This window comes from Pseudosporangium ferrugineum, from assembly GCF_003002065.1.
GTDB lineage: Bacteria > Actinomycetota > Actinomycetes > Mycobacteriales > Micromonosporaceae > Actinoplanes > Actinoplanes ferrugineus_A.
The window spans coordinates 1-22,735 of record NZ_PVZG01000040.1; the positions used below are offsets into that span (position 1 = coordinate 1).

The 22,735-nt window shown below is 71.3% G+C and carries 18 protein-coding genes; 13 read left to right on the forward strand and 5 right to left on the reverse strand.

The window, feature by feature from the left end:
• Positions 1-146: 146 nt before the first annotated feature.
• Genes CLV70_RS37125 through CLV70_RS37165 form a run of 9 tightly spaced genes read left to right on the forward strand, consistent with a single transcriptional unit; the run spans position 147 to position 14,573 of the window.
• Complete coding sequence (locus CLV70_RS37125; RefSeq protein WP_146164315.1) at positions 147-1,907, forward strand: condensation domain-containing protein; 1,761 nt, start codon at positions 147-149, stop codon at positions 1,905-1,907.
• Positions 1,904-8,872 carry a non-ribosomal peptide synthetase gene (locus CLV70_RS37130; protein WP_106131307.1) on the forward strand — a complete coding sequence of 2,323 codons (6,969 nt, stop codon included), beginning with the start codon at positions 1,904-1,906 and terminating at the stop codon, positions 8,870-8,872. The genes CLV70_RS37125 and CLV70_RS37130 overlap by 4 nt, the downstream gene beginning before the upstream one ends.
• Positions 8,872-9,087, forward strand: coding sequence for an MbtH family protein (locus tag CLV70_RS37135; protein WP_106131308.1), 216 nt, complete (start codon positions 8,872-8,874; stop codon positions 9,085-9,087). Before CLV70_RS37130 ends, CLV70_RS37135 begins: the two co-directional genes overlap by 1 nt.
• A 3-nt stretch (positions 9,088-9,090) precedes the next feature.
• Positions 9,091-9,681, forward strand: a complete 591-nt coding sequence (gene idi, locus CLV70_RS37140) for an isopentenyl-diphosphate Delta-isomerase (protein ID WP_106131309.1) — start codon at positions 9,091-9,093, stop codon at positions 9,679-9,681.
• A gap of 44 nt (positions 9,682-9,725) precedes the next feature.
• Complete coding sequence (gene cymD, locus CLV70_RS37145; RefSeq protein WP_146164317.1) at positions 9,726-10,847, forward strand: dimethylallyltryptophan synthase CymD; 1,122 nt, start codon at positions 9,726-9,728, stop codon at positions 10,845-10,847.
• Entirely contained in the window at positions 10,844-11,731 is an 888-nt protein-coding gene (locus tag CLV70_RS37150; protein WP_106131311.1) for an acetaldehyde dehydrogenase (acetylating), read from the forward strand. Before cymD ends, CLV70_RS37150 begins: the two co-directional genes overlap by 4 nt.
• Positions 11,731-12,777 carry a 4-hydroxy-2-oxovalerate aldolase gene (gene dmpG, locus CLV70_RS37155; RefSeq protein ID WP_106131312.1) on the forward strand — a complete coding sequence of 349 codons (1,047 nt, stop codon included), beginning with the start codon at positions 11,731-11,733 and terminating at the stop codon, positions 12,775-12,777. Before CLV70_RS37150 ends, dmpG begins: the two co-directional genes overlap by 1 nt.
• Before the next feature lie 18 nt (positions 12,778-12,795).
• A complete protein-coding gene (locus CLV70_RS37160) occupies positions 12,796-13,779 on the forward strand; it encodes a class I SAM-dependent methyltransferase (RefSeq protein WP_106131313.1) in 984 nt (327 codons plus the stop codon).
• The gene (locus tag CLV70_RS37165; protein WP_106131314.1) at positions 13,776-14,573 is read left to right on the forward strand and encodes a 2-keto-4-pentenoate hydratase; all 798 of its coding nucleotides are present in this window, start codon (positions 13,776-13,778) and stop codon (positions 14,571-14,573) included. The genes CLV70_RS37160 and CLV70_RS37165 overlap by 4 nt, the downstream gene beginning before the upstream one ends.
• A 284-nt stretch (positions 14,574-14,857) precedes the next feature.
• Here the strand turns inward: CLV70_RS37165 and CLV70_RS37170 are convergent, their stop codons facing one another.
• Genes CLV70_RS37170 through CLV70_RS37180 form a run of 3 tightly spaced genes read right to left on the reverse strand, consistent with a single transcriptional unit; the run spans position 14,858 to position 19,173 of the window.
• On the reverse strand, positions 14,858-16,117 hold the full coding sequence (locus CLV70_RS37170) for an MFS transporter (RefSeq protein ID WP_106131315.1): 1,260 nt from the start codon (positions 16,115-16,117) through the stop codon (positions 14,858-14,860).
• A gap of 45 nt (positions 16,118-16,162) precedes the next feature.
• Complete coding sequence (locus CLV70_RS37175) at positions 16,163-17,425, reverse strand: MFS transporter (protein WP_245908761.1); 1,263 nt, start codon at positions 17,423-17,425, stop codon at positions 16,163-16,165.
• The gene (locus CLV70_RS37180; RefSeq protein ID WP_106131316.1) at positions 17,422-19,173 is read right to left on the reverse strand and encodes an FAD-dependent oxidoreductase; all 1,752 of its coding nucleotides are present in this window, start codon (positions 19,171-19,173) and stop codon (positions 17,422-17,424) included. Before CLV70_RS37180 ends, CLV70_RS37175 begins: the two co-directional genes overlap by 4 nt.
• A 142-nt stretch (positions 19,174-19,315) precedes the next feature.
• Between CLV70_RS37180 and CLV70_RS37185 the strand changes: the two genes are divergently transcribed.
• From CLV70_RS37185 to CLV70_RS37200, 4 genes are read left to right on the forward strand one after another with little or no spacing between them, the layout of a single operon-like run.
• Positions 19,316-19,684 carry an ArsR/SmtB family transcription factor gene (locus CLV70_RS37185; protein ID WP_106131317.1) on the forward strand — a complete coding sequence of 123 codons (369 nt, stop codon included), beginning with the start codon at positions 19,316-19,318 and terminating at the stop codon, positions 19,682-19,684.
• Positions 19,685-19,743: 59 nt separating this feature from the next.
• Positions 19,744-20,433, forward strand: a complete 690-nt coding sequence (locus tag CLV70_RS37190) for an arsenate reductase/protein-tyrosine-phosphatase family protein (protein ID WP_106131318.1) — start codon at positions 19,744-19,746, stop codon at positions 20,431-20,433.
• 57 nt (positions 20,434-20,490) lie between these two features.
• A complete protein-coding gene (locus CLV70_RS37195) occupies positions 20,491-21,222 on the forward strand; it encodes an aquaporin (RefSeq protein ID WP_106131319.1) in 732 nt (243 codons plus the stop codon).
• Positions 21,223-21,258: 36 nt separating this feature from the next.
• Positions 21,259-21,669 carry an arsenate reductase ArsC gene (locus CLV70_RS37200; protein ID WP_106131320.1) on the forward strand — a complete coding sequence of 137 codons (411 nt, stop codon included), beginning with the start codon at positions 21,259-21,261 and terminating at the stop codon, positions 21,667-21,669.
• Here the strand turns inward: CLV70_RS37200 and CLV70_RS37205 are convergent.
• Together CLV70_RS37205 and CLV70_RS37210 are read right to left on the reverse strand one after the other, a co-directional pair.
• Positions 21,620-22,360, reverse strand: a complete 741-nt coding sequence (locus tag CLV70_RS37205) for a cation efflux transmembrane domain-containing protein (RefSeq protein WP_106131331.1) — start codon at positions 22,358-22,360, stop codon at positions 21,620-21,622. The genes CLV70_RS37200 and CLV70_RS37205 overlap by 50 nt on opposite strands.
• Entirely contained in the window at positions 22,360-22,704 is a 345-nt protein-coding gene (locus CLV70_RS37210; protein WP_106131321.1) for an ArsR/SmtB family transcription factor, read from the reverse strand. The genes CLV70_RS37205 and CLV70_RS37210 overlap by 1 nt, the downstream gene beginning before the upstream one ends.
• Between the last annotated feature and the right edge of the window lie 31 nt (positions 22,705-22,735).

The following is a 22,735-nucleotide window of genomic DNA, read 5'->3' on the forward strand; positions in this document are numbered from 1 at the left end:
CGGCGGGCGCGTTGTTGCGGTCCAACCCCGCCGCCATCCCCGTATCGCATGCCCTAACTAGACAGCAGTCCCGAACCGGCAGGAATCACCCAAAGCGGCGATGTGGACGTAGGAGTGACCTCAACCCCAGAAGCTCAGTAAACGCGGTGCCCCCGGCGGCGGGCCCGGAGCTTGAACCCGAAGCGGTGCGCCGGTGGGCGGTCCAGCGCGGCATGCGGGCGGTGCCGACGTGGTCGTCGAACCGCTGGAACACGTACGACGTCGTGCTGATTGACGCCGCCGAGGCGGAACCCCTGGCCGACGTGTACCGCCCGGCCGACGGCGTCGAGCCGGCCAACGTCCCCGCGGTCGCCCGTACGGCCGGCGAGCTGGTGTCGGAGTTGCGCTCCACGGTGCAGGGGTTGCTGCCGGACTACATGGTCCCGGCCACGATCACCCCGATCGAGCGGATCCCGGTCACTCCGAACGGGAAGATCGACCGCCGGGCGCTGCCGGACCCGGAGGTCGTGCTCTCGCGCGGACGCCGCCCGCGAAGCCCGCTGGAGCAGATCCTCTGCGAGCTGTACGCCGACATCCTCGGCCTGGAACGGGTCGGCGTCGACGACAGCTTCTTCGATCTGGGCGGGCATTCGCTGCTGGCCACCCGGCTGACCAGCCGGATCCGCTCGGTGCTGGGCGTCGAGGCGCTCCTGCAGCAGATCTTCGCCGCGCCGTCGCCGGCGGAGTTGGCGGTGGTGTTGGGCGAGCAGCAGGGTCGGGTGCAGCGGGCGTTGGAGCCGGTGGTGCGCCCGGCGGTGTTGCCGTTGTCGTTTGCTCAGCAGCGGTTGTGGTTTTTGCACAAGTTGGAGGGGTTGTCGGCGACGTATAACTCGCCGTTGGCGTTGCGGCTTTCGGGTTCGCTGGATGTGGGCGCGTTGCGGGCTGCGTTGGGTGATGTGGTGGGCCGGCATGAGGCTCTGCGGACGGTGTTCGCGGAGGTGGATGGTGTGCCGTGTCAGAAGATTCTGGACGCGGTGGATGTCGGTTTGCCGGTGGTTGAGGTGCCCGCGGGTGAGTTGTCGGGTGCGTTGCGGCAGGCGGCTCGGTACGAGTTCGATTTGGCCCGGGAGATTCCGGTGCGGGCGTGGTTGTTCGTGGCGGGTCCGGGTGAGTGGGTGTTGATGCTGGTGTTGCATCACATCGCGGCTGATGGGGCGTCGCTGGGGCCGTTGGCGCGGGATTTGGCGGCGGCGTATGCGGATCGTCGGGTGGGTCGTGGTCCGTCGTGGTCGCCGTTGCCGGTGCAGTACGCGGATTACACGTTGTGGCAGCGGCGGTTGCTTGGTGAGGAGGCTGATCCGGGCAGTGTGGTCGGGCGTCAGTTGGCGTATTGGCGTGGGCAGTTGGCGGGTTTGCCGGAGCAGGTGACGTTGCCGGCTGATCGGCCTCGGCCGCAGACGGCGTCGTATGCCGGTGACGTGATCATGTTGCGGTTGGATGCGGGGTTGCACGCGGATTTGTTGCGGCTGGCCCGGGCGTCGGGTGCGACGTTGTTCATGGTGTTGCAGGCGGCGTTGGCGGCGGTGCTGACGCGGCTGGGTGCGGGTGAGGATGTGCCGGTCGGTAGTCCGGTTGCTGGTCGTAGCGATGAGGCGTTGGACGATCTGGTCGGGTTTTTCGTGAACACGGTGGTGTTGCGGGCTGACACGTCGGGGAATCCGGGATTTGGTGAGTTGTTGGAGCGGGTGCGGGATACGTCGTTGGAGGCGTATGCGCATCAGGATGTGCCGTTCGAGTTTTTGGTGGAGAAGCTCAATCCGCATCGTAGTACGGCGCATAATCCGTTGTTTCAGGTGTTGTTGGCGTTTCAGAACAATCCGGACACCACCTTCACCTACCCGGCCTGCGCGCCGAGCCGGAGGGGGTGAGCACCGGGCTGTCCCGGGTGGACCTGTTCATCAGCCTCGCGGAGCAGCCCGATGCCGGCGGTGTGATCGGGGCCGTCGAGTACGCCACCGACCTGTACGACGCCGCGACGGTCGAGGCTTTCGTCGGCCGCTGGCTGCGGTTCCTGACCGCCGTCGCGCACGATCCGGAGCAGCGCATCGGGTCGGTGGACCTGCTGCTCGACGGGGAGCGGGAGCGGCTGACCGGCTGGGCGTACACCGAGCCGGAGGTGGAGCCGGCCACCCTCTGCGAGCTGTTCCAGCGGCGCGTGGCGGCCACGCCGGACGCGATCGCGGTTGTGGAGGGGGAGCTGAGCTGGTCCTATGCGCAGCTGAACGCGTACGCGAATCGGGTTGCCTGGTCGTTGATCGAGCGCGGCGTGGGTGTCGAGGATCTGGTGGCCGTGGTGCTGCCGCGCAGCGCGGTGCAGGTCGCGACCGTGTTGGGTGTCGTCAAGGCGGGTGCGGCGTATTTGCCGGTGGATCCGAGTTATCCGCGGGCTCGGGTGGAGTATTTGTTGCGGGATGCTGCTCCGGCGTTGGTGATCGGTGAGTCGGATGTCTTCGACGGGCAGCCGGAGCACGACCCGGTGCGTCGGGTGCCGGTGGACGCCACCGCGTATGTGATCTACACGTCGGGTTCGACGGGCCGGCCCAAGGGTGTCGTGGTGACCCACCGCGGGCTCAGCGGTCTCGCCGCCACCCTGCGTCAGCGCTGCGCGGCCGACGTGGACAGCCGGATCCTGCAGGCGTCGTCGCCGAGCTTCGACGCCGCTGTGCTGGAGCTGGTCTGGGCCTGGGATTCCGGCGCCGCCCTGGTGATCGCCTCGGCGGACCGGCTGGCCGGCGACGAGCTGGCGCGGGCGCTCGCCGACCACCGGATCACCCACGCGCTGATCCCGCCGTCGGTGCTGAGCACCCTGCCGGCCGACGCGCCGCGGACGCTGACCGATTTCCGTACCCTCATCGTCGGTGCCGAGGCATGCCCGCCGGAGCTGCTGCGGAGCTGGGCGCCCGGCCGGCGGATGGTGAACGCGTACGGGCCGACCGAGGCGACCGTCGTCGCCAGCCAGACCGGTGACCTGCACGAACCCCCGGTGTCGATCGGCAAGCCGGCGCTCGGCACCCGGCTGTACGTGCTGGACGAGAGGCTCGGGCTGGCCGCTCCCGGGGTCCCGGGCGAGCTGTACATCGCCGGTGCCGGGGTGGCCCGCGGCTACCGCACGCCTCCGAGCCTGACGGCTTCCCGGTTCCTCGCGGATCCGTACGGCCCAGCCGGCACCCGGATGTACCGCACCGGCGACCTGGTCCGCTGGAACGCCGACGGGGACCTGGAATACCTCGGCCGCTCCGACGAGCAGGTGAAGATCCGCGGCTTCCGGGTGGAGCCCGGCGAGGTGGAACGCATCCTCGCCGCGCAACCGTCGGTGGCGCGGGCCGTCGTGGTGCCGCGGCCGGACCGCTCCGGCGCCGTCTCGCTCGCCGCGTACGTCGTGCTGGCGGACCAGGGTTCGGCAACCGACTTCGACGACCAGCTGGACGAGTGGCGCAGCATCTACCACGAGGTTTACAGCGGCCTGGCGCGCGAGCCGGGCGCCGATTTCGCGGGCTGGAACAGTTCGTTCACCGGCACGCCGATCCCGATCGAGCAGATGCGGGAGTGGCAGCGGTCCGCGGTGGAGCAGGTGGCCCGGTTCGGCCCTCGCCGGGTCCTGGAGATCGGCGCGGGCTCCGGCCTCCTGATGGTTCCGCTGATCGAGCGGACCGAGGAGTACTGGGCGACGGACTTCTCGGCGGCCGCCGTCGAGCGGCTGCGGGAGTACGCCCGGGAACGCGGCTGGGAGCACGCGCACCTGCGATGCCAGCCGGCCCACGACGTGTCGGGGCTGCCCCGCGGCCACTTCGACACCATCGTGCTGAACTCGGTGGTCCAGTACTTCCCGAGCGCGGACTACCTGCGCGACGTGCTGGGCAAAGCGCTCGACCTGCTGGCCGACGGTGGCCGGCTGATCGTCGGCGACGTACGGCACCACGGCCTGCTGCGGGCGATGCACGCCGCTGTACAGGAGTTCCGCAACCCCGGGTCCGGCTCGTCGGCCGCGGACCACGCAGTGTCGATCGAGAAGGAACTGCTGCTCGCGCCCGAGTTCTTCACCGCCTTCCGGCATCCGCGGGCCACCGGCGTCGAGGTGCTGCTCAAGCGGGGCAGCGCGGACAACGAGCTGACCGCTTACCGGTACGAGGTGGTGCTGCACACCGGCGCCACCCGGCCGGTCGGGGACCTGCCGGAGCTGGTCTGGGGCCGTGACGTCACGGACCTGGCCGACGTGACGGCGCCGGCACGCCTGACCCGGATACCGAACCCGCGACTGGCCGGCACCACCGAACCCCGGCTGCACCCGGAGCAGGTACGCCGGTGGGCCGCGGAGCACGGCTGGCGGGCGGTGCCCACCTGGTCGCCGCGGAACTGGGACGGGTACGACGTGGTGCTGCTCGCCGCCGGCGAGGACGAGGCGCTCACGGACGTCTACCGGTCGGGCACTCCGGAGGTGGTCGCCAACGTGCCCGCGGTCGCCCGCACCGCCGGTGAGCACGTCTCGGAGCTGCGCGGCACGATCAAGTCGCTGCTGCCCGACCACATGGTGCCGGCCACGATCACGCCGATCGAGCGGATCCCGCTCACCCCGAACGGCAAGATCGACCGCCGGGCGCTGCCGGAACCCGAGATCGTCACCACCACGACCGAGGAGCGCGCGCCGCGCGACCCGTACGAGGAGATCCTCTGCGAGCTGTATGCCGACCTGCTCGGCCTGCCCCGCGTCGGGGTCGACGAGAGCTTCTTCGACCTGGGCGGGCACTCGCTGCTGGCCACCAGGTTGACCAGCCGGATCCGTGCCGTGCTCGGCATCGAGGTGCCGCTGCAGCAGGTGTTCGCCGCGTCGACGCCCGCCCAGCTCGCCGCGGTGCTGGCACAGGGGTCGGGCCGTGCGGGGCCCGCGCTGGAGCCGGCGCCACGGCCGGAGGTCCTCCCGTTGTCGTTCGCGCAGCAGCGCCTCTGGTTCATGCAGAAGCTGGAGGGGCCGTCGGCGACGTACAACTCGCCGCTGGCGGTGCGCTTGTCCGGCGCGCTCGACGTGGCCGCGATGCGCGCCGCCCTCGGCGACGTGGTGGCCCGGCACGAGGTGCTGCGCACCGTCTTCGGCGAGCGGCGCGGGGAGCCTCACCAGCGGATCCTGAACGCCGTCGAGATCGACCTGCCGGTACGTGCGGTGGCTGAGGGCGACTTGACCCAGGTGCTCCGCGACGCCTCCCGGCACGAGTTCGACCTGTCCCGGGAGATCTCGGTGCGGGCGTCGCTGTTCACCACCGGCCGCGACGAATGGGTCCTGCTTCTGGTCGTGCACCACGTCGCGGTGGACGGCTGGTCGATGCGGCCGCTGGCCCGGGACCTGACCACGGCGTACGAGCACCGCGCGGCCGGTCGCGCCCCGGACTGGGCGCCGCTGCGGGTCCAGTACGCCGACTTCGCCCTCTGGCAGCGCCGGATGCTGGGCGACGAGGCCGACCCGGACAGCCGGCTCAGCCGCCAGCTCGCCTACTGGCGTGACCAGCTGGCCGGTCTGCCGCGACTGGTGACGTTGCCGGCCGATCGGCCCCGCCCGGCCGAGGCCAGCCACCGGGGTGCCACGCTGACCCGCAACCTCGACGCGGACCTGCACCGGGCTCTGCGCGTGCTGGCCCGGCGCCACGGATCCACCCTGTTCATGGCGTTGCAGGCGGCGCTCGGCGCGCAGCTGAGCCGCAGCGGTGCCGGGACCGACATCCCGGTCGGCGCGCCGATCGCGGGACGCGCCGACGACGCCCTCGAGGACCTGGTCGGCTTCTTCATCAACACGCTCGTGCTGCGGATTGACACCTCCGGCGGCCCCAGCTTCACCCGGCTGCTGGAGCAGGTGCGGGACACCAGCCTGGCCGCGTACGCCCATCAGGACGTGCCCTTCGACCACCTGGTGGAGAAGCTCAACCCCGACCGGTCGCCCGGGCAGCACCCGCTCTTCCAGGTGCAGCTGGTGCTGCAGAACACGCCGGACGCCGAGTTCGAGCTGGCCGGGATGACCGCACGGCCGCAGCTGGACGGGGTCGAGACCGGGGTGTCGCGGGTGGACCTGTCCCTCAACGCGATCGAGACGTTCGACGACCACGGCGCGCCCGCCGGGCTGATCCTCGTCGTCGAGTACGCCACCGACCTCTACGACAGTGCGACGGTCGACGCCTTCCTCGACGAGTTCGGCCAGCTGCTGCACGAGGTCGCCGACTCGCCCGACCAACCCATCGGAGGACTCGAATTGGACAACATCGCCGCGCCGGTGCCGGGAACTCTGCCGCAGCTCTTCGAAGCCTGGGCTGCCGCCGCGCCGTCCGCGATCGCCGTGACCGACGGCGCGGCCGACATCACGTACGCCGAGCTGAACAGCCGGGCCAACCGGATGGCGCGGGCGCTGATCGACCGCGGGGCCGGCCCGGAGGATCTCGTCGCCGTGCTGCTGCCGCGCAGCGTCCGGCAGGTCGCCACAATTCTGGCCATCGCCAAGAGCGGAGCGGCGTACCTGCCGATCGACCCGACCTACCCGGCTGACCGGGTGGCGTATCTCTGCGCGGACGCCCGGCCGAAGCTCATCGTGACGGACGCCGCCGGGGCGGCCCGCCTCGGCGCCGACCAGCCGGTGATCGACGTTGACGACCCGGCCACCGTGGCGCAGTGGGAGAGCCGGCCGGACACCGACCCGACCGACCGCGACCGCACGACCGCCCTCGGCCTCGACCACCCGGCCTACGTCATCTACACGTCCGGGTCGACCGGCCGGCCCAAGGGTGCGGTGATCACCCAGGCCGGTCTGGCGGGCGCGGCCGAAGCCTGGGTGCAGCGCTGGGGATTCGAGCCGGGCAGCCGGGTCCTGCAGCTCTCCTCGCCGAGCTTCGACGCCTCGATCATGGACTTCGTCGTGGCGTTCGCCGCGCAGGGAACGCTCGTCCTGCCCGAGCCGGGACTGATCGTGGGTGAGGCGCTGGCCCGGGTCCTGGCCGAGAAGCGGATCACGCACCTGGTGACCCTGCCGTCGGTGCTGGCCAGCCTGCCGGTCGACGCGGCGGGCCGGCTCACCGACCTGCGCGGCCTGCTGCTCGGCGGCGAGGTGCTGACACCCGATCTCGCCGCGCGCTGGTCGCCGGGCCGACGCATGATCAATGTGTACGGCCAGACCGAGACCACCGTCGCCTGCACGATGACCGACCCCCTGGACGGCGAACGCGTCACGGTCGGCCGGCCGAACCCGGGGACGCGGGTGTACGTCCTCGACGCGCTCCTGCGGGTCGTGCCGCCCGGCACCGACGGCGAGCTGTACGTGGCCGGTCCCGCGGTCGGGCGCGGATATCTGCACCGGGCCGGGCTGACTGCGAGCCGGTTCGTCGCCGACCCGTACGGCCCGCCCGGCTCACGGATGTACCGCACCGGCGACCTCGGCCGTCTCAACTACGCGTTCGAGCTGGAGTACGCCGGCCGTACCGACGAGCAGGTGAAGATCCGCGGGATGCGGGTCGAGCCGGGCGAGGTGGAGGCCGCGCTGGCCGAGCATCCGGCGGTGGCGCGGGCCGCGGTGGCCGTACGGGCCGACCGCCAGGGCGACCTGGCCCTGTTCGGGTACGTCATCCCGGTCCAGCCCGGCGCCGACGTCAGCGGTATCCGCGAGGACCTGCGCCGGTCGCTGCCCGAGCACCTGGTGCCGGCGGTGGTGACGGCGATGACGGACTTCCCGCTCACGCCGAACGGCAAGGTGGACCGGGACGCGCTGCCGGCTCCGCAGGTCACGGCGCCGGTCGGCCGGGGGCCGCGGACACCGCAGGAGGAGATCCTCTGTGGCCTGTTCGCCGAGGTGCTGGGCCTCGGCCAGATCGGCGTCGAGGACAACTTCTTCGACCTCGGCGGCCACTCGCTGCTGGCGAACAAGCTCGTCGCCCGGATCGCCGAGGTGATGGGTACGGAGATCCCGATCCGGACGTTCTTTGCCGGGCCCACCGTCGCGCAGCTCGCCGAGCAGCTCGGCTCTGACGGCACCGACCGGGCCTTCGACGTCCTTCTGCCGCTGCGTACCGGGGGCACCCTGCCGCCGCTGTTCTGCATCCACCCAGGTGCCGCGATCTGCTGGTCGTATGCGGATCTGCTGCTGCACTTGAGCCCGGACTTCCCGGTGTACGGGCTCCAATCGCCCGCGCTGAGCCACCCGGACGAGCTCCCGGAAACCCTGATCCAGGTGGCCGACGACTGCATCGAGGAGATGCGTCAGGTGCAGAAGAACGGCCCGTACTACCTGCTCGGGCAGTCGTTCGGCGGGGTCGTGGCGCACGCCATGGCGGCCCGTCTGGAGGCCGCCGGAGAACAGGTCGGGCTGATCGTGGCGCTCGATTCGGAGCCGTCGCGGTCGTTGAGCGAGCACGAGCAGGCGCAGGTCATCGAGGCCACCGCCAAGGTCTACACCGGCATCCTCGAGGTGCTGGGGGTCGACCCGGCGGCCCTGCCGAGCGGGAACCTCACCTTCGCACAGTTCTCCGAACTGGCCCGGACCACCAACACGGTGCTGGGCAACGTCGCCGAGGACGAGTTCCACCTGCTCATGGCGATTCTGCACCGCAACATCTCGATCGCCACCAAGCACCGTACGGAACGGGTCGACGCCGACATGTTGATCTTCGGCGCGGCCGAGGAACGAGAGCGGGTGCTCGACCCCGAGGTCTGGCGGGAGTACGTCGGCGGCGAGATCACCTACCACCCCGTCCCGACCAGTCACAGCACGATCACGGCGCCGGAGGCGCTCCAGGTGATCGGCCCGATTCTCGAGCAGCACCTGCGGGCCGTCATCGCCGGCAACGCCACAACCAAGGAGGAGAACTGATGGGTAACCCGTTCGACGACACCGAGGGCCGATTCCTGGTGCTGGTCAACGACGAGGGTCAGTACTCGATGTGGCCGGCGGCGATCGACGTGCCGGCAGGGTGGACCGTCGCCCACCCCGAGGACAGCCATCAGGCGTGCCTCGACTACGTCGAGCAGAACTGGACCGACATGCGCCCGCGGAGCCTTGTCCGCGCCATGGGTGAGGAGTCCTGAGCCTTGCTCGCAACCAACGACGTGAGCGGGACGGACGCCCCGGAACCCGGGCGTGACCTGCTCGAGCTGGTGGACACCACAGGACGGACCGTCGGGGTGCTCGACAAGCTGGCCGCCCACACGATTCCCGGCCATCTGCACCGGGCGTTCTCCGTGTTCCTCTTCGACGACGAGGGGCGCCTGCTGCTACAGCGGCGGGCGCTGGGCAAGTACCACTCGCCGGGGGTGTGGTCCAACACCTGTTGCGGCCACCCCTTCCCCGGGGAGGCGCCGGACGCCGCGGCCGCCCGTCGGATCCGGGAGGAGCTGGGCATGACCCCGGTCGGTCTCGCGGCCGCCGGGACCGTGCTGTACGAGTTGCCGGACCCGAAGTCGGGCCTGATCGAGCGCGAGTACAACCACGTGTTCGTGGGCCGGTTCCGGGACGAGCCGCGACCCGATCCCGCGGAGGTCGCGGAGTGGACGCTGGTCGCACCCGGCGAACTGCGTGACATGCGGGACCGGCTGGAGTTCTCGGTGTGGTTCCCGGCCGTGATCGGACGCGTCGCCGAGACGGGACGTGTCGCAGACCTTCATCTGGACGCGTGGCGCTGAGCCACCCCGCGCCTCGACGTGGATTCTGACAAGGAGAACCGGGGTTGACCGAGGAGTTGACGACGGTCCGAGACGCCTGCGCCAGAACATTGGAGAACACGGCACGGACCCTGCACCTGGGAGCCAGCGGTACGGAATTCGTCGCGGCGTTCCGGGCCATGACCGACCACTGGGGCGCCGCCCGCCCCCACGATCTACCCCTGTCGGACGTGTCGCCCGACGGGTCGCCGGTGGAGTACGCCGTCGACCTCGGCGGGCTCGCGCCCGCACTCCAGTTCGCCATGGAGCCGCTGACCGCGGGCGTGCCGGCCCGTGACCCCGTCGCGGCGCGGGCCATCATGCCGCTGCTGGCCGGGCGGTACGGCGCCGGCGCGACCCGGTGGTCGGCCCTCGCGGACCGGCTCCTGCCCGACGACGCGCACGGCCCGCACGTCTCCATGTACGGCGCCGAGATTCGTGCGGACGCCCCGATCCGGTTCAAGGCCTGGTTCTACCTGAACGTGGCCGGTCCGGACGGTGCCTTCGACCTGCTGTACACCGCACTGGAACGGATGGGCACGACGCACCTGTGGCCGGTCGTCCAGGCGCACGTGCACCGCACCGGGGAGGACGTGCCGTTCCTGTTGTCGCTGGACCTGGCGGACGATCCGGCGGCCCGGGTGAAGGTGTATTTCCGGCACTTCGCGGCGGACGTCGAGGAGGTGGCGGCCGTGCTCAAGGCGTATCCGGGTTTCGAGCCGGGGGAGGTGCGGGCCTTCTGCAAGGTCATGATGGGCGGGCGGCGCCGTTTCAGCGATCAGCCGGCCGTCACCTGCGTGTCACTGTTCGACGCGCAGAACTTCGATCGCGCCGCGGCCACCCTCTACGTCCCGCTGTGGACTTACGCCGAGCACGACGGCGAAGTGCGGCAGCGAGTGCACCGGGCCCTGGCCGCGTGGCCGCAGGCGCTGCACCGCTACGACAGCGTGCTCGCCGGCATCGCGCACCGCGGGCTGGACGCGGGAACCGGGATCCACAACTACATCTCCTGGCAACCCGGCCGGACCCGCCCCCGGGTCAAGGTCTACCTGTCACCGGAGATGCACGACGTAACTCCTCCGCCGCTCGGCGTGAGCCAGCAGGATCACCTCAGTCGCCAGACCACTGCGAGAGGGAGAACCGAATGAGTACGCAGACGCATCCGGCTCCGCTGCGGACCGCCATCGTGGGGACCGGGAACATCGGAACCGATCTGCTCCTGAAGGTCGAGGCGTCCCCGCTGCTGACGTGCGTCCTGTTCGCCGGGCGGCGGGCCGAGTCGCCCGGCATCGAGCTGGCCCGCGGTCGCGGGGTGGCCACCAGCGTGGGCGGCATCGACGCCGTGGTCGACGCGGCTGACGACATCGATCTGGTCTTCGACGCCACTTCGGCCGGGGACGCCATCCGGCACTGGGCCGTCATCAAGCCGCTGGGGTTGCCGTTCATCGACCTCACACCGGCCAACCAGGGCAAGTTCTGCGTCCCGGCGCTCAACCTGGAGGACTGCCTCGACGAGCAGTACCTCAGCATGGTGACCTGCGGTGGGCAGGCGGCGGTGCCGATGGCTCGGTGCATCACGCAGATCGCCGGCCACGTCGACTACCTCGAGATCGTCTCAGCGAGCGCCTCGGCCAGCGTCGGTCCGGCCTCGCGGGCGAACCTGGACGAGTACGTGCACACCACGGAACAGGCCACCGCCGAGTTCTGCAGCACCGCGCGCACCAAGACCGTGCTGATCATCAACCCGGCCGATCCCGGCATCGTGATGCGCAACTCCATCGCGGTCTCCACCACCGAGCGGATCGACATCGACGCCCTGCGCGACTCGGTCACCGCCATGGAGAAGGAGATCCACTCGTACGTTCCCGGGTACCGGGTCGTGGTGCCGCCGGTCGCCACCGGTGACCGCTACATGCTCACCGTCGAGGTCGAGGGGCGGGGCGACTACTTCCCGCGCTACGCCGGGAACCTGGACATCATCACCTGCGCCGCCGTCGCCGCGGCGGAGGCTCGCAGCGGGCGGAGGCGCTGATGAGCGTGAAACTGCAGATCTGTGACTCGACGTTGCGCGACGGCAACCACGCCGTCGCCCACCAGCTCGGCCGGGCGGACATCAGCGCGTACGCTCGGGCGGCCGAGGCGGCCGGGGTGGACGTCCTCGAGGTCGGGCACGGCAACGGGCTCGGCGCCTCGTCGATTCAGGTCGGCATCGCCGCCATCAGCGACGCAGAGATGCTGGGCGCCGCGAAGGCCGAGCTGCGCAACTCGCGGCTGGGTGTGCTCTCCATCCCCGGCTTCGCCAGCGTCGAACGTGACCTCAAGCCCGCCCTCGACTGCGGCGTCGACGAGGTCCGGGTGGGCGCGCACTGCACCGAGGCCGACGTCACCCGCCAGCAGATCACGATGCTGCGGTCGATGGGCGTACGCGTGAAGGGCCTGCTGCTGATGAGCCACATGGCGTCGGCCGGGAAGCTGGTCGAGCAGGCGGGGCTCATGCAGGAGTACGGCGCCGAGGCGGTCGTGCTGATGGACTCGGCCGGCGCGTACACCCCGGAGATGGTCCGGGAGAAGGTCGGCGAGCTGGTCGAGAAGCTCGACATCGCGATCGGTTTCCACGCGCACAACAACCTGGGCCTTTCGGTGATCAACAGCATCACCGCGATCCGCGCGGGTGCGTCCATCGTGGACGTGACGGCACGTGGATTCGGCGCCGGGGCGGGGAACGCGCCGATCGAACTGGTCGCCGCCAACCTGCATGTCGAGCAGATCGAGGCGCGGATCAAGCTGTTCGGCGCGCTGGACGCGGCGGACACCGCCGAGGAACGGTTCGTGAAACACGTGCCGACCAACGACAGCGTCACCATCGCCAGCGGCATCGCCGGGGTGTTCTCCGGGTTCGCGGCGCCGGTGCGGCGCGCCAGCCGGCGCTTCGGCGCCGACCCCCGCGAGATCCTGCTCGAGTTGGGCAGGCGGCGGGTGGTGGCCGGCCAGGAGGACACCATCATCGAGGTCGCCATGGCCCTGGCCGCCGAGCGGGCGTCCGCGGACGTGACGCACGCCTTTGCTGACCACATCTGACGGTTGAGGGTGAGAATCATGGAACGGAAAGACCCGGAAGCCGTGGCCGATGCGGCCGCGGTTGCCGCGCTGCTGCAGATCGGCGCCGAGATCGGAGCCGACCAGGTTCTGGACGCGGGCGAGCCGTTCAGCGCCGCGGACGTGGCCAAGGCCGTTGACGTCCCGGTCGCCGGCATCACCGCGTACCTGGGGGCGCTGCTCGCCGCGGGCCTGATCGCCGACACCGAGGTTCCGGGCACCTTCCAGATGGCCGCCGACTACCCCGACCTGCGTTACCAAGCCGGGTACGTGTCCTGGGCGATGAACGCGAACGGGCCCTTCCTGGACAACGCCCGCGCGTTCCTCACCGACCCGGCCGCGGCCGCCCAGGTCCACCGGCGCGACGGGCGGCGGGTCGCGGTCAGCTCGCGGTGGATCGGCGAGCGGGCGTTCTACCCGCAGCTCATCGAGCAGGTGGTGGCAGCCGGGGCGCTGCGGGTGTCAGACCTCGGCGCCGGCGCCGGCGGGCTGCTCATCAAGCTGCTGCAGGAGGACCCGGCCCGTACCGGCACGGCGGTCGACAGCAACGGCGCGGCCTGTGCTGCGGCGCGGCAGGCTGCCCTCGCCGGCGGGGTGCACGACCGGCTGACGGTCGTCGAGCGGCCGATCGAGTCGCTGGTCGACGACCCCGAACCGGTCGCGGGCGCGGATGCCGTTCTCGCGAGCTATGTCATGCACGACATCGTGGCCGACGACCGTATCGCCCTGGGTGTCCTGGGAGCCCTGCGCGACGCGCTGGCCCCGGGTGGGTTTCTCGCCGTGGCCGACGCGGTCTCCTACGCGCGGCGGCCGGAGGAGCGCAAGTTCAGCGCCCTCTTCACCTACCTGCACGCCACCTTCATGAGCGTCACCCTCCCCACCGAGCTGGAGTGGCTGGACAAGTTCGCGGCGGCCGGCTTCTCGCAGACCAAGGCCGTGCCGATCGGCCTGCCCGGCGGTCGGCTCTTCGTGGCGACCAGATGACGGCCGTCGCGCGGACGTTGCACCGCGAACTCGCCATGGAGCTATGGGAGGCCGCCCGGACCCGTCGGCCGGTGCCGCCGCTGTCGGTCCGGCACCCGCGACTCGACCTGGCGGACGCGTACGCGATCCAGAGCGAGACCCGGGCGCTCGAACTCGCCGGTGGTGCCCGGCTCGCCGGCCTGAAAATCGGCGCCACCAGCGAGGCAATCCAGAAGATGTTCGGCATCGATCATCCTGACTTCGGCTATCTGACCGATCGCATGCTGCTGCCCGACGGCGTCGCCCTGGACGTGCGTACGTTCATCGCACCGAAGGTCGAGGGCGAGATCGCTTTCCGGATGGCCCGGGATCTGAGCGGCCCGGCGGTCACGGCCCAGGACGTTCTCGCGGCCACCACCGAGATCTGCCCGGTCCTGGAGGTCCTCGACAGCCGGATCGAGGCTTGGAAGATCGGCCTGGTAGACACCGTCGCCGACAACGCGTCCTCCGCGGGGGTCGTGGTCGGCGCCGGCGTCCCGCCGGACACGACCGACCTCGCGGCGGCGCGGATGGTGCTGCGCAGCGGTGACGCCGAGTACACCGGCACCGGCTCGGCCGTCATGGGGCATCCCGCCGAGTCGGTGGCGTGCCTGGTCCGGATCCTGGCGGGGTTCGGTACCGGGGTCAGTGCCGGTGAGCTCGTGCTGGCCGGCTCCTGGGCCGGCGCGGTGGATCTGGTGCCGGGGGAACAGTTTCACGCCTCATTCGGCGTTCTGGGGTCGGTCTCCATGACGACCTACGGATCAGAAGGTTAGGGGTTCGAGTCCCTTCGGGCGCACTTTTTTAGATTGAGGCCTAAGCTGCGGAAATGCGGCTCAGGCCTTTCTCGTTGTCCGGCCTTCGTGGAGGTCGGGCGGCGTGTGGGTGGCAACTGGGTGTCGTCGCTTTCCGTGATGGAACGGTTGTGGCGGCTTCGTGACCTTCTCCTTCGCCCTTGGCCGAGGGCCGGTTTTTCGAAGGTGTTTCTGTCTGGCTGCGCCCGGCAGATCGGTTCTTCGCGGCCGGCGATCGTGAGGGCGTGCTGCCCTTCCTGGGCGGATCAGATGCCGGTGGTGGCTGCTGGGCTGCGCCTGGCGCTCGTGGCGACGAAGGGGATGACGGCGAGGGCGAGGATGCCGCCGATGATGGAGAGTGTGGTGTAGCCGGCGGCGGTCATGATCACGCCGCTGGCGATGCCGCCGCCGGCGCCGGCCAGGGCGACGCACAGGTCGACCGTGCCCTGGGTTTTGGCGCGGGTGTCCGGGTGTGCGTTGTCGGTGATCATGGCGGTGCCGGAGACGAGGCCGAGGTTCCAGCCGAGGCCGAGCAGGGCGAGCGCGACGGTGAGCAGGGCGACGGAGTCGTCGGGTGCGGTGGCGGCCACGATCCCGGCGGCGAGAAGCGTGGTGCCGGAGGCGACGGCGACGGGGATGCGGCCGATGCGGTCGACGAGGATGCCGGTGATCGGTGCGGGCAGGTACATGGCGCCGATGTGGACGGCGATGACCAGGCCGGTGGCGTGCAGGTCGTGGCCGTGGGCGTGCATGTGGACCGGGGTCATGGTCATGACGGCGACCATGACGAGCTGGGTGAGGACCATGGTGACCGCTCCGGCGGTCACGCTGCCGGCGAAGCGGCGGCCTCGCCCGGTAGCGGCGGAGCCGGAGGGGGCCGGGCTGGTGCGGGAGTACAGCAGCGGGTCCGGGCGCAGCAGCAGGAACAGGATGGTGCCGGCGATGCCGTAGGCGATGGTGGCGAGCGCGAACGGTCCGGCCAGCGCGGGGATGCCCCACTGTTCGGCGAGGGTGCCGGTGGGGGCGACGAGGTTGGGTCCGGCGACGGCGCCGAGGGTCGTGGCGACCAGGATCGTGCTGACGGCCCGGCCGCGGCGGTCGGGTGCGGCGAGGTCGGTGCCGGCGTAGCGGGCCTGCAGGTTGGTGGCGGTGCCGGCGCCGTAGACGAGAAGGGAGGCGAGCAGCAGCAGGACGTTGTCGAGCGTGGCGGCCAGCACCACCCCTGCGCCGCCGGCCGCTCCTGCGGCGTACCCGGTGGCCAGTCCGGTGCGGCGGCCGAGCCGCTGCGAGAGCCGGCCGACGAGGACGGCGGTGGCGGCCGAGCCCGCGGTGAACAGGGCGGACGGCAGGCCGGAGAGGCTGGTGGTGTCGAGCATGTCTTCGGCGAGCAGGGCGCCGACGGTGATGCCGGCGGCCAGGCCAGCGCCGCTGAAGACTTGGGAGGCCATGACGACGGCGAGTGTGTGTTTCTGGACGGCCCGCCGTGGCGCGGTGGGGGTGCTCGCGGTGTGGTCGGTGGAGGTCATGAACGTGAGTGGTCCTTGCTGGTGCGGGGGTGGTGGGCGGCGAGCTCAGCGATGGTTGATCTTCTTCTCCTGCCCGGCGGCGAAAGGCGATCCGGCACTGGTGGCGACGGCGCAGGCGGCGACGACGCCGCAGGCTGCGATGCCGGCCAGGACCGGCGTGTAGGAGCCGGTGCCGGCGTGCAGGGCTGCGGCGGCCAGTGGCGCCCCGGCTTTGGCGAGGGTCATCGGGGCGACGAGAACACCGGCGAGGGTGGCGTAGCGGCGGGTGTCGTAGCGGTCGGCGAGGATGGCGGGTTTGGCGATGGTGGCGACGCCGAATCCGAGCCCGAATCCGATCACCGCGACGATCGCTCCGCCGGTGGTGGCGCCGATGATGGGCAGCAGGAGCGCGGCGGCGGCCTGGACGGCGAAGACGGCGGCGGTGATCGTGGTGGTGCGGTAGCGGCGCTGCAGCCCGGTGGTGAGCAGCCGCCCGGCGACCGACAGCACGCCGAGCAGCCCGGCGACGGTCGCGGCGAAGGCGGGCGGATGCCCCCAGCCGATGAGAGCGGCGACCAGCAGGACGGTGTAGGCGCTGATCGCCGCGGTGTTCGCGGTGAATCCGATGGCGAGCAGCCAGAAGCCGCGATCGGCCAGCGCGGCCCGGGCGCCCGCGTCGCCCGGCTGCCGCCTTCGGGGCTGATCGGAGGTCGGTGGGCGTCGCACGATCATCGCGTGCAGGGGCACGGTGACGGCGTGGATGGCGGCGAGGACGAGCAGGGCGGTGCGCCAGTCGTACCGGTCGGTCAGCCATCCGGTCAGGGGCAGGAAGATGGTGCTGGCGAATCCGGCGACCACGGTCACCGCCAGTAGTGCCGACGAGCGCCGCTCGCGCCGGTGCCCGGCGATGATGACGGCGAACGCGGCCTCGTACAGGCTGGCGGCCGAGGCGACGCCGATGCCGATCTGGACCGCGTACAGCTGCCACAACGCGTCGACCTGCGACCAGGCGACGAGCAGGCCGGTGCCGAGCAGGGAGCCGCCGGTCATCAACGCTCGGCCGCCGTGCCGGTCCAGCCGGCGGCCGATCGGGACGGCGAGGACCGCCGAGGTCAGGACGGACGCGGTGAACGCGCCGGTCACGGCGGTGGTCGAGGTATGCAGGTCGGCGGCGACGGGGACGAGCAGCACGGCGAAGGCGTAGTACAGGGCGCCGTAGCCGATCGTCTGCGTGATGGCCAACGCAGCGACCAGGTGGCGGTTGCCCTGCGGCGAAGAGCGGTGCCCGCCGACGGCGAGGTCGGCGGGCACCGGTGGGCCGGTGGTCACGAGCAGCAGCTGCCACCGGCGGGGGTGGTGAGGCTGATCAGGCCGGCGACGCTGGGCAACGCGCCGGGCTGGTCGGCCAGCGCGGCGATCTGCAGGGCCGTCTCGTGGTCGAGGCCGATCTTGTCGGCGGCTGCCCGGACGGCGTCGCTGGTGCTGGCCGCGGTCGGCAGCAGTTGCATGGTGGCCGTCGCGAGGGCGATCGGGACGTCCGGGGTCAGGCCGAAGCGGGCGGCGATCTTGCGGGAGGCGTTCTCGGCGACCAGGTTGACGCTGCACACCCCGGTCTCGGGCAGGTCGAGCTGCACGTCGTCGGCGGCGTCGAAGTCCCCGGCCAGGGCCGCGGCGATGGAACGGACCTGTTCGTAGCCGGTGGCCATCAGGAACGTCGGGGCGCGGCCGTAGGACTTCATGCCGACGGCGTAGTAGTTCGGCTCGGGCTGGCCGAGCTCGCGGTAGCCGTGCGGGGTGACGGTGCCGCAGGAGTGCTCGTTCGGGTCGATCAGATCGGCCAGGGTACGGGTGCAGCCCAGGATCGGGTCCAGGTCCAGACGCAGCTCACCGGTGATGCTGTGATCCGGACGGAACCCGGTTGCGGCCACCACCCGGTCCGCGGTCAGCGTACGTCCGTCGGTGGCGACCAACGTGATGCCGTCGCCGTCGCGGCGCACGCCGTGGACGCCGAAGCCGGTGACCAGAGTGACCTTCTGGTTGTCGACCAGGGCGTGCAGGCCGGAGCCGAGCGCGCCGCGGGCCGGAAGCTCGTCGGCGTCCTCCCCGCCGAACGCTCGCTGCGCCGACCCGCCGCGCACCGCCCAGGTGATCCGGGTATCGCGCTCGGTCTCGGCGAGGCGGGCCAGGTCGAGCAGGGTGTTCGCGGCCGAGTGCCCGGAACCGACGACGATCGTGTGCTTGCCGGCGTACTGGTCACGGTCGGCGCCGAGCACGTCGGGCAGGGCGTGGCCGATCAGGTCGGCGGCCTCGGCCTCGCCGTGGGCGGGCAGGCCGTTGGCGCCGAGCGGGCCGGGGGTGCGCCAGGTGCCGGACGCATCGATGATCGCGCTGCCGGTGATCTCGGTGCCGTCGGCGAGCCGGACGACGAAGGGCAGATCGGCGCGGCCGGCGGTGCGCACGCGGTCGGCGCCGAGGCGGCTGATCGCGGTCACCCGGGCGCCGAGGCGCAGGTGCGCGGCGATGGCGGGCAGCTTCGCGAGCGGCTCCAGATAGACGTCGACGATCTGGCCGCCGGTGGGGAGGTCCTCGTCGTCGGGGGCGGCCCAGCCGGCGGCGTCAAGCAGGCGGCGGGCGGCCGAATCGATGTCGTAGCGCCACGGGCTGAACAGCCCGACGTGGCCCCACTGCCGCACCGACGCGCCGACCTGGTCACCGGCCTCCAGAACGACGAAGGGGACACCCTGCTCGTGCAGGTGCGCGGCGGCGGCGAGCCCGACCGGCCCGGCACCGATCACGACGACCGGCAGGTCACCGGCCCGGCCTTCGCCCGGGCCGGACGGCCGGGCGGCCGGGGTAGGCAGTAGGTCGAGGCCGCTGACCGTGGTCGCCGGGGCGCAGCAGCCGGCCTCCTGCGGCGCGGCCTGTTCGGTCGGGCCGCAGCAGCCGGCACCTTCGGTGACTGCTGCGGCCTTCGCCTCGGGAGCGCAGCAGGCGTCGGCTGCCGCAGCTTGTTCGGCGGTGCCGCAGCACGGGTCCTGCCCGGCGGCGGGCGCGGTGATCGAAGCGTCGCTGCTCATCGCGGGTACTCCTCGTTGAAGTTCGGGTGGACTCGGGCGGCGGATCCGCCGGACTCACCGTACTCGGATTCGAGAGTTATCGAATCCGAAGTTCGTCGAAGCCACGCTTGCACGCGGATTCGATATCTGTCAACCTCGACCCATGTCGAAATCACCGATGGTGTCACCGGCCGAGACGCAGGCGGCGTGCTGCACGCCCCTGGCGCGGCAGCGCATCCCCGCCCCGGCGGCGGCCACGCTGGCGCAGGCGTTCAAGGCTCTCGGCGACCCCGTCCGGCTCCAGCTGATGTCGATGATCGCGTCCGCCGAGGGTGGAGAGATCTGCGTCTGCGATCTCACCCCCGCGTTCACCATCTCCGGCACGACCATCTCGCACCACCTGAAAGTTCTCCGCGAGGCCGGCCTGATCGAGGGCGAGCGGCGCGCCAGCTGGGTCTACTACCGCCCCCGCCCGGCGCTGCTGCGTCAGCTGTCCGCCCTGCTCGCCGTCGACGAGTCCGCGCTCGCCTGAACCGGGCCCGAAGTCGCCACGGCTTGACGGCCGAAGAAGGCTCAGCGAATATTGAGTCAATGGACCACGAGACTTCTTCGTTGCGGGCGAGGGCGCGCATCCACGCCGCGCTCGGCGACCCGGCGCGGCTGGCGATCGTGGACGCACTGACCCTCGGCGACGCCTCCCCCGGAGAGATCGGCGCCGACCTCAGAATGCCCACCAACCTGGTCGCTCACCACGTCAAGGTGCTGCAAGAGGCCGGCTTGATCGTGCGAACCCGCTCCGAGGGCGATCGCCGCCGCACCTACCTGCGACTGCGACCCGACGTGCTCGCCTCACTGACCCCGCCGCCGCTGCGCGAGGCCGATCGGGTCGTGTTCGTCTGCACTCACAACTCGGCCCGCTCCCAGCTGGCGGCAGCGCTCTGGCGTGACCGGGTCGGTGGACAGGTCGCGTCCGCCGGGACGAAACCCGCCGCCCGGGTGCACCCGCGCGCCGTCAGCGTCGCCCACCGCCACGGCCTGCGCCTCGATCCGACCGGCACCGCGCACGTCGACGACGTCGTGCACGACGGGGACCTGGTCATCGCGGTCTGCGACAACGCCCACGAAGACCTCACCACCACGGTCCGGCCGCAGCTGCACTGGTCCGTACCCGACCCGGTCCGCGCCGACACCGACGACGCCTTCGAAGCCGCTTACACCGACCTGGCCGGACGTATCGATCGGATCGCCCCGACCGCCCACCAGACCACCGACCTGAACTGAACGAATCCGCCGTCCGACCCCACCCGGCCCACCAGCCACGACCGGAGCCATATCTCCATGCCCACCATCGCGCCCTGGCGACGCCTGCTGGCCGAGTTCCTCGGCACCGCACTGCTGGTCACCGCCGTCGTCGGCTCCGGCATCATGGCCACCACCCTCTCCCCGAACGACGTCGGCCTGCAGCTGCTTCAAAACTCGATCGCCACCGCGTTCGCCCTCGGCGCGCTGATCCTCACCTTCGGCCCGATCTCCGGTGCCCACTTCAACCCGGTCGTGTCGGCCGCCGACTGGTTCCTCGGCCGCCGAACCGGCAGCGGCATCACCGCCAAAGACCTTGCCGGGTACGCCGGAGCCCAGACGCTGGGCGCGATCGGCGGCTCGATCCTGGCGAACCTGATGTTCGGCCTCGCCCCCGTCACCCTCTCCACCAAGGACCGCGCGGCCGGGAACCTGTGGCTCGGCGAGGTGGTCGCCACCACCGGCCTGCTCCTGCTGATCTTCGCCCTCGGCCGCTCCGGCAGAACCGCCGCCGCGCCCGCCGCCGTGGGCGCGTACATCGGCGCCGCCTACTGGTTCACCTCATCGACGAGCTTCGCCAACCCGGCGGTCACCATCGGTCGCGCCTTCACCGACACGTTCGCCGGCATCGCCCCCGGCTCGGTTCCGGGCTTCGTCGCCTTCCAGATCGTCGGCCTGCTCATCGGCGTCGGCCTCCTGCTGGCGCTGTACCCCGACGTCGGCAGGACCACGGACGACATCGTCGTCGAACACCCCGCAACCACCCCCTGACCACCTGTTCTCACCCCTGACCTCGCGAGGAACACCATGAGCGACAGCAAGCCCACCGTTCTGTTCGTCTGCGTCCACAACGCCGGCCGCTCCCAGATGGCCGCCGGCTGGCTGCGCCACCTCGCCGGCGACACCGTCGAGGTCCGCTCGGCCGGTTCGGAGCCCGCCGAGACGATCAACCCGGCCGCCGTCGAGGCGATGAAGGAGGTCGGCATCGACATCACCGACCAGACCCCGACGAAACTGACCTGGGACGCCGCCCAGGAATCCGACGTCATCATCACCATGGGCTGCGGCGACGCCTGCCCGGTCTTCCCCGGCAAGCGCTACGAGGACTGGAAACTCGAAGACCCGGCCGGCAAGGGCGTCGACGCCGTCCGCCCGATCCGCGACGAGATCAAGACCAGGATCGAGACCCTGCTCGCCCACCTGATCCCGGCGGCCTGACCGAGCCCGTCGTCATCGCCGCCGACTGCCGCGTGACGGAGCCGGCGGTCGGGACGGCGCAGCAGGCGTCACCGCGCCACGCCTCGCGGCCTTCCTTCGCCGCGACCGCGGCGATCACCAGGGCGGCGACCGGGTCGGCCCACGACCAGCCGAACAGGCTGTTGACCGCGAGGCCCACCAGCAGCACCGCGGACAGGTAGGTGCACAGCAGCGTCTGCTTCGAGTCGGCGACCGCCGACCGGGAGCCGAGCTCGCGTCCGGCGCGGCGCTGCGCGTACGACAGGCCGGGCATGATCGCCAGCGACAACGCGGCCAGCACCAGCCCGATGGAGGAGTGCTCGGCCTCGGCGCCGCCGATCAGCGACCGCACCGACTCGACACTCACGTAGGCAGCGAGGGTGAAGAACGACACCGCGATGATCCGCAGCGCGATCTTCTCCCTCGCCTCGGGGTCGCGGCCGGCGAACTGCCACGCCACCGCGGCGGCCGAGGACACCTCGATGATCGAGTCCAGTCCGAACCCGATCAGCGCCGTCGATGACGCGAGGGTGCCCGCGGTGATCGCGACGACGGCCTCGATCACGTTGTAGGCGATGGTCGCCGCCACCAGCAGCCGCACTCGCCGGTTCAGCACGCTGCGGCGCTGCGGTGACGGACCGGCCGGAGTGATCTGGATCAGCGGCCCGCCCATCAGCAGCAAGCCTTGTCCGCAGAGTCCGGGCACGCCTCGGGATCGACCGCGAGAACCACGCCGAGCAGGTCGCCCAAGGCGTGCGCGAGCCGCGGGTCGGCCAGCTCGTAACGGACCCGGCGGCCCTCCGGCACGGCGACCACCAGGCCACACCCGCGCAGGCAGGTCAGATGGTTCGACAGGTTCTGCCGGGTCGTGCCCAGCAGTTCGGCCAGCTGAGCGGGATAGCCGGGACCCTCCCGCAACGCCAGCAACAGCCGGGCTCGGGTCGCATCCGACAGGGCATGGCCGAATCGGGCCAGCACCGCGCCGTGAGTCATCGCCTCCACGCCAGGACAGTACATCGGACGATGTACTGTCGCCAGCTCTCGGTGA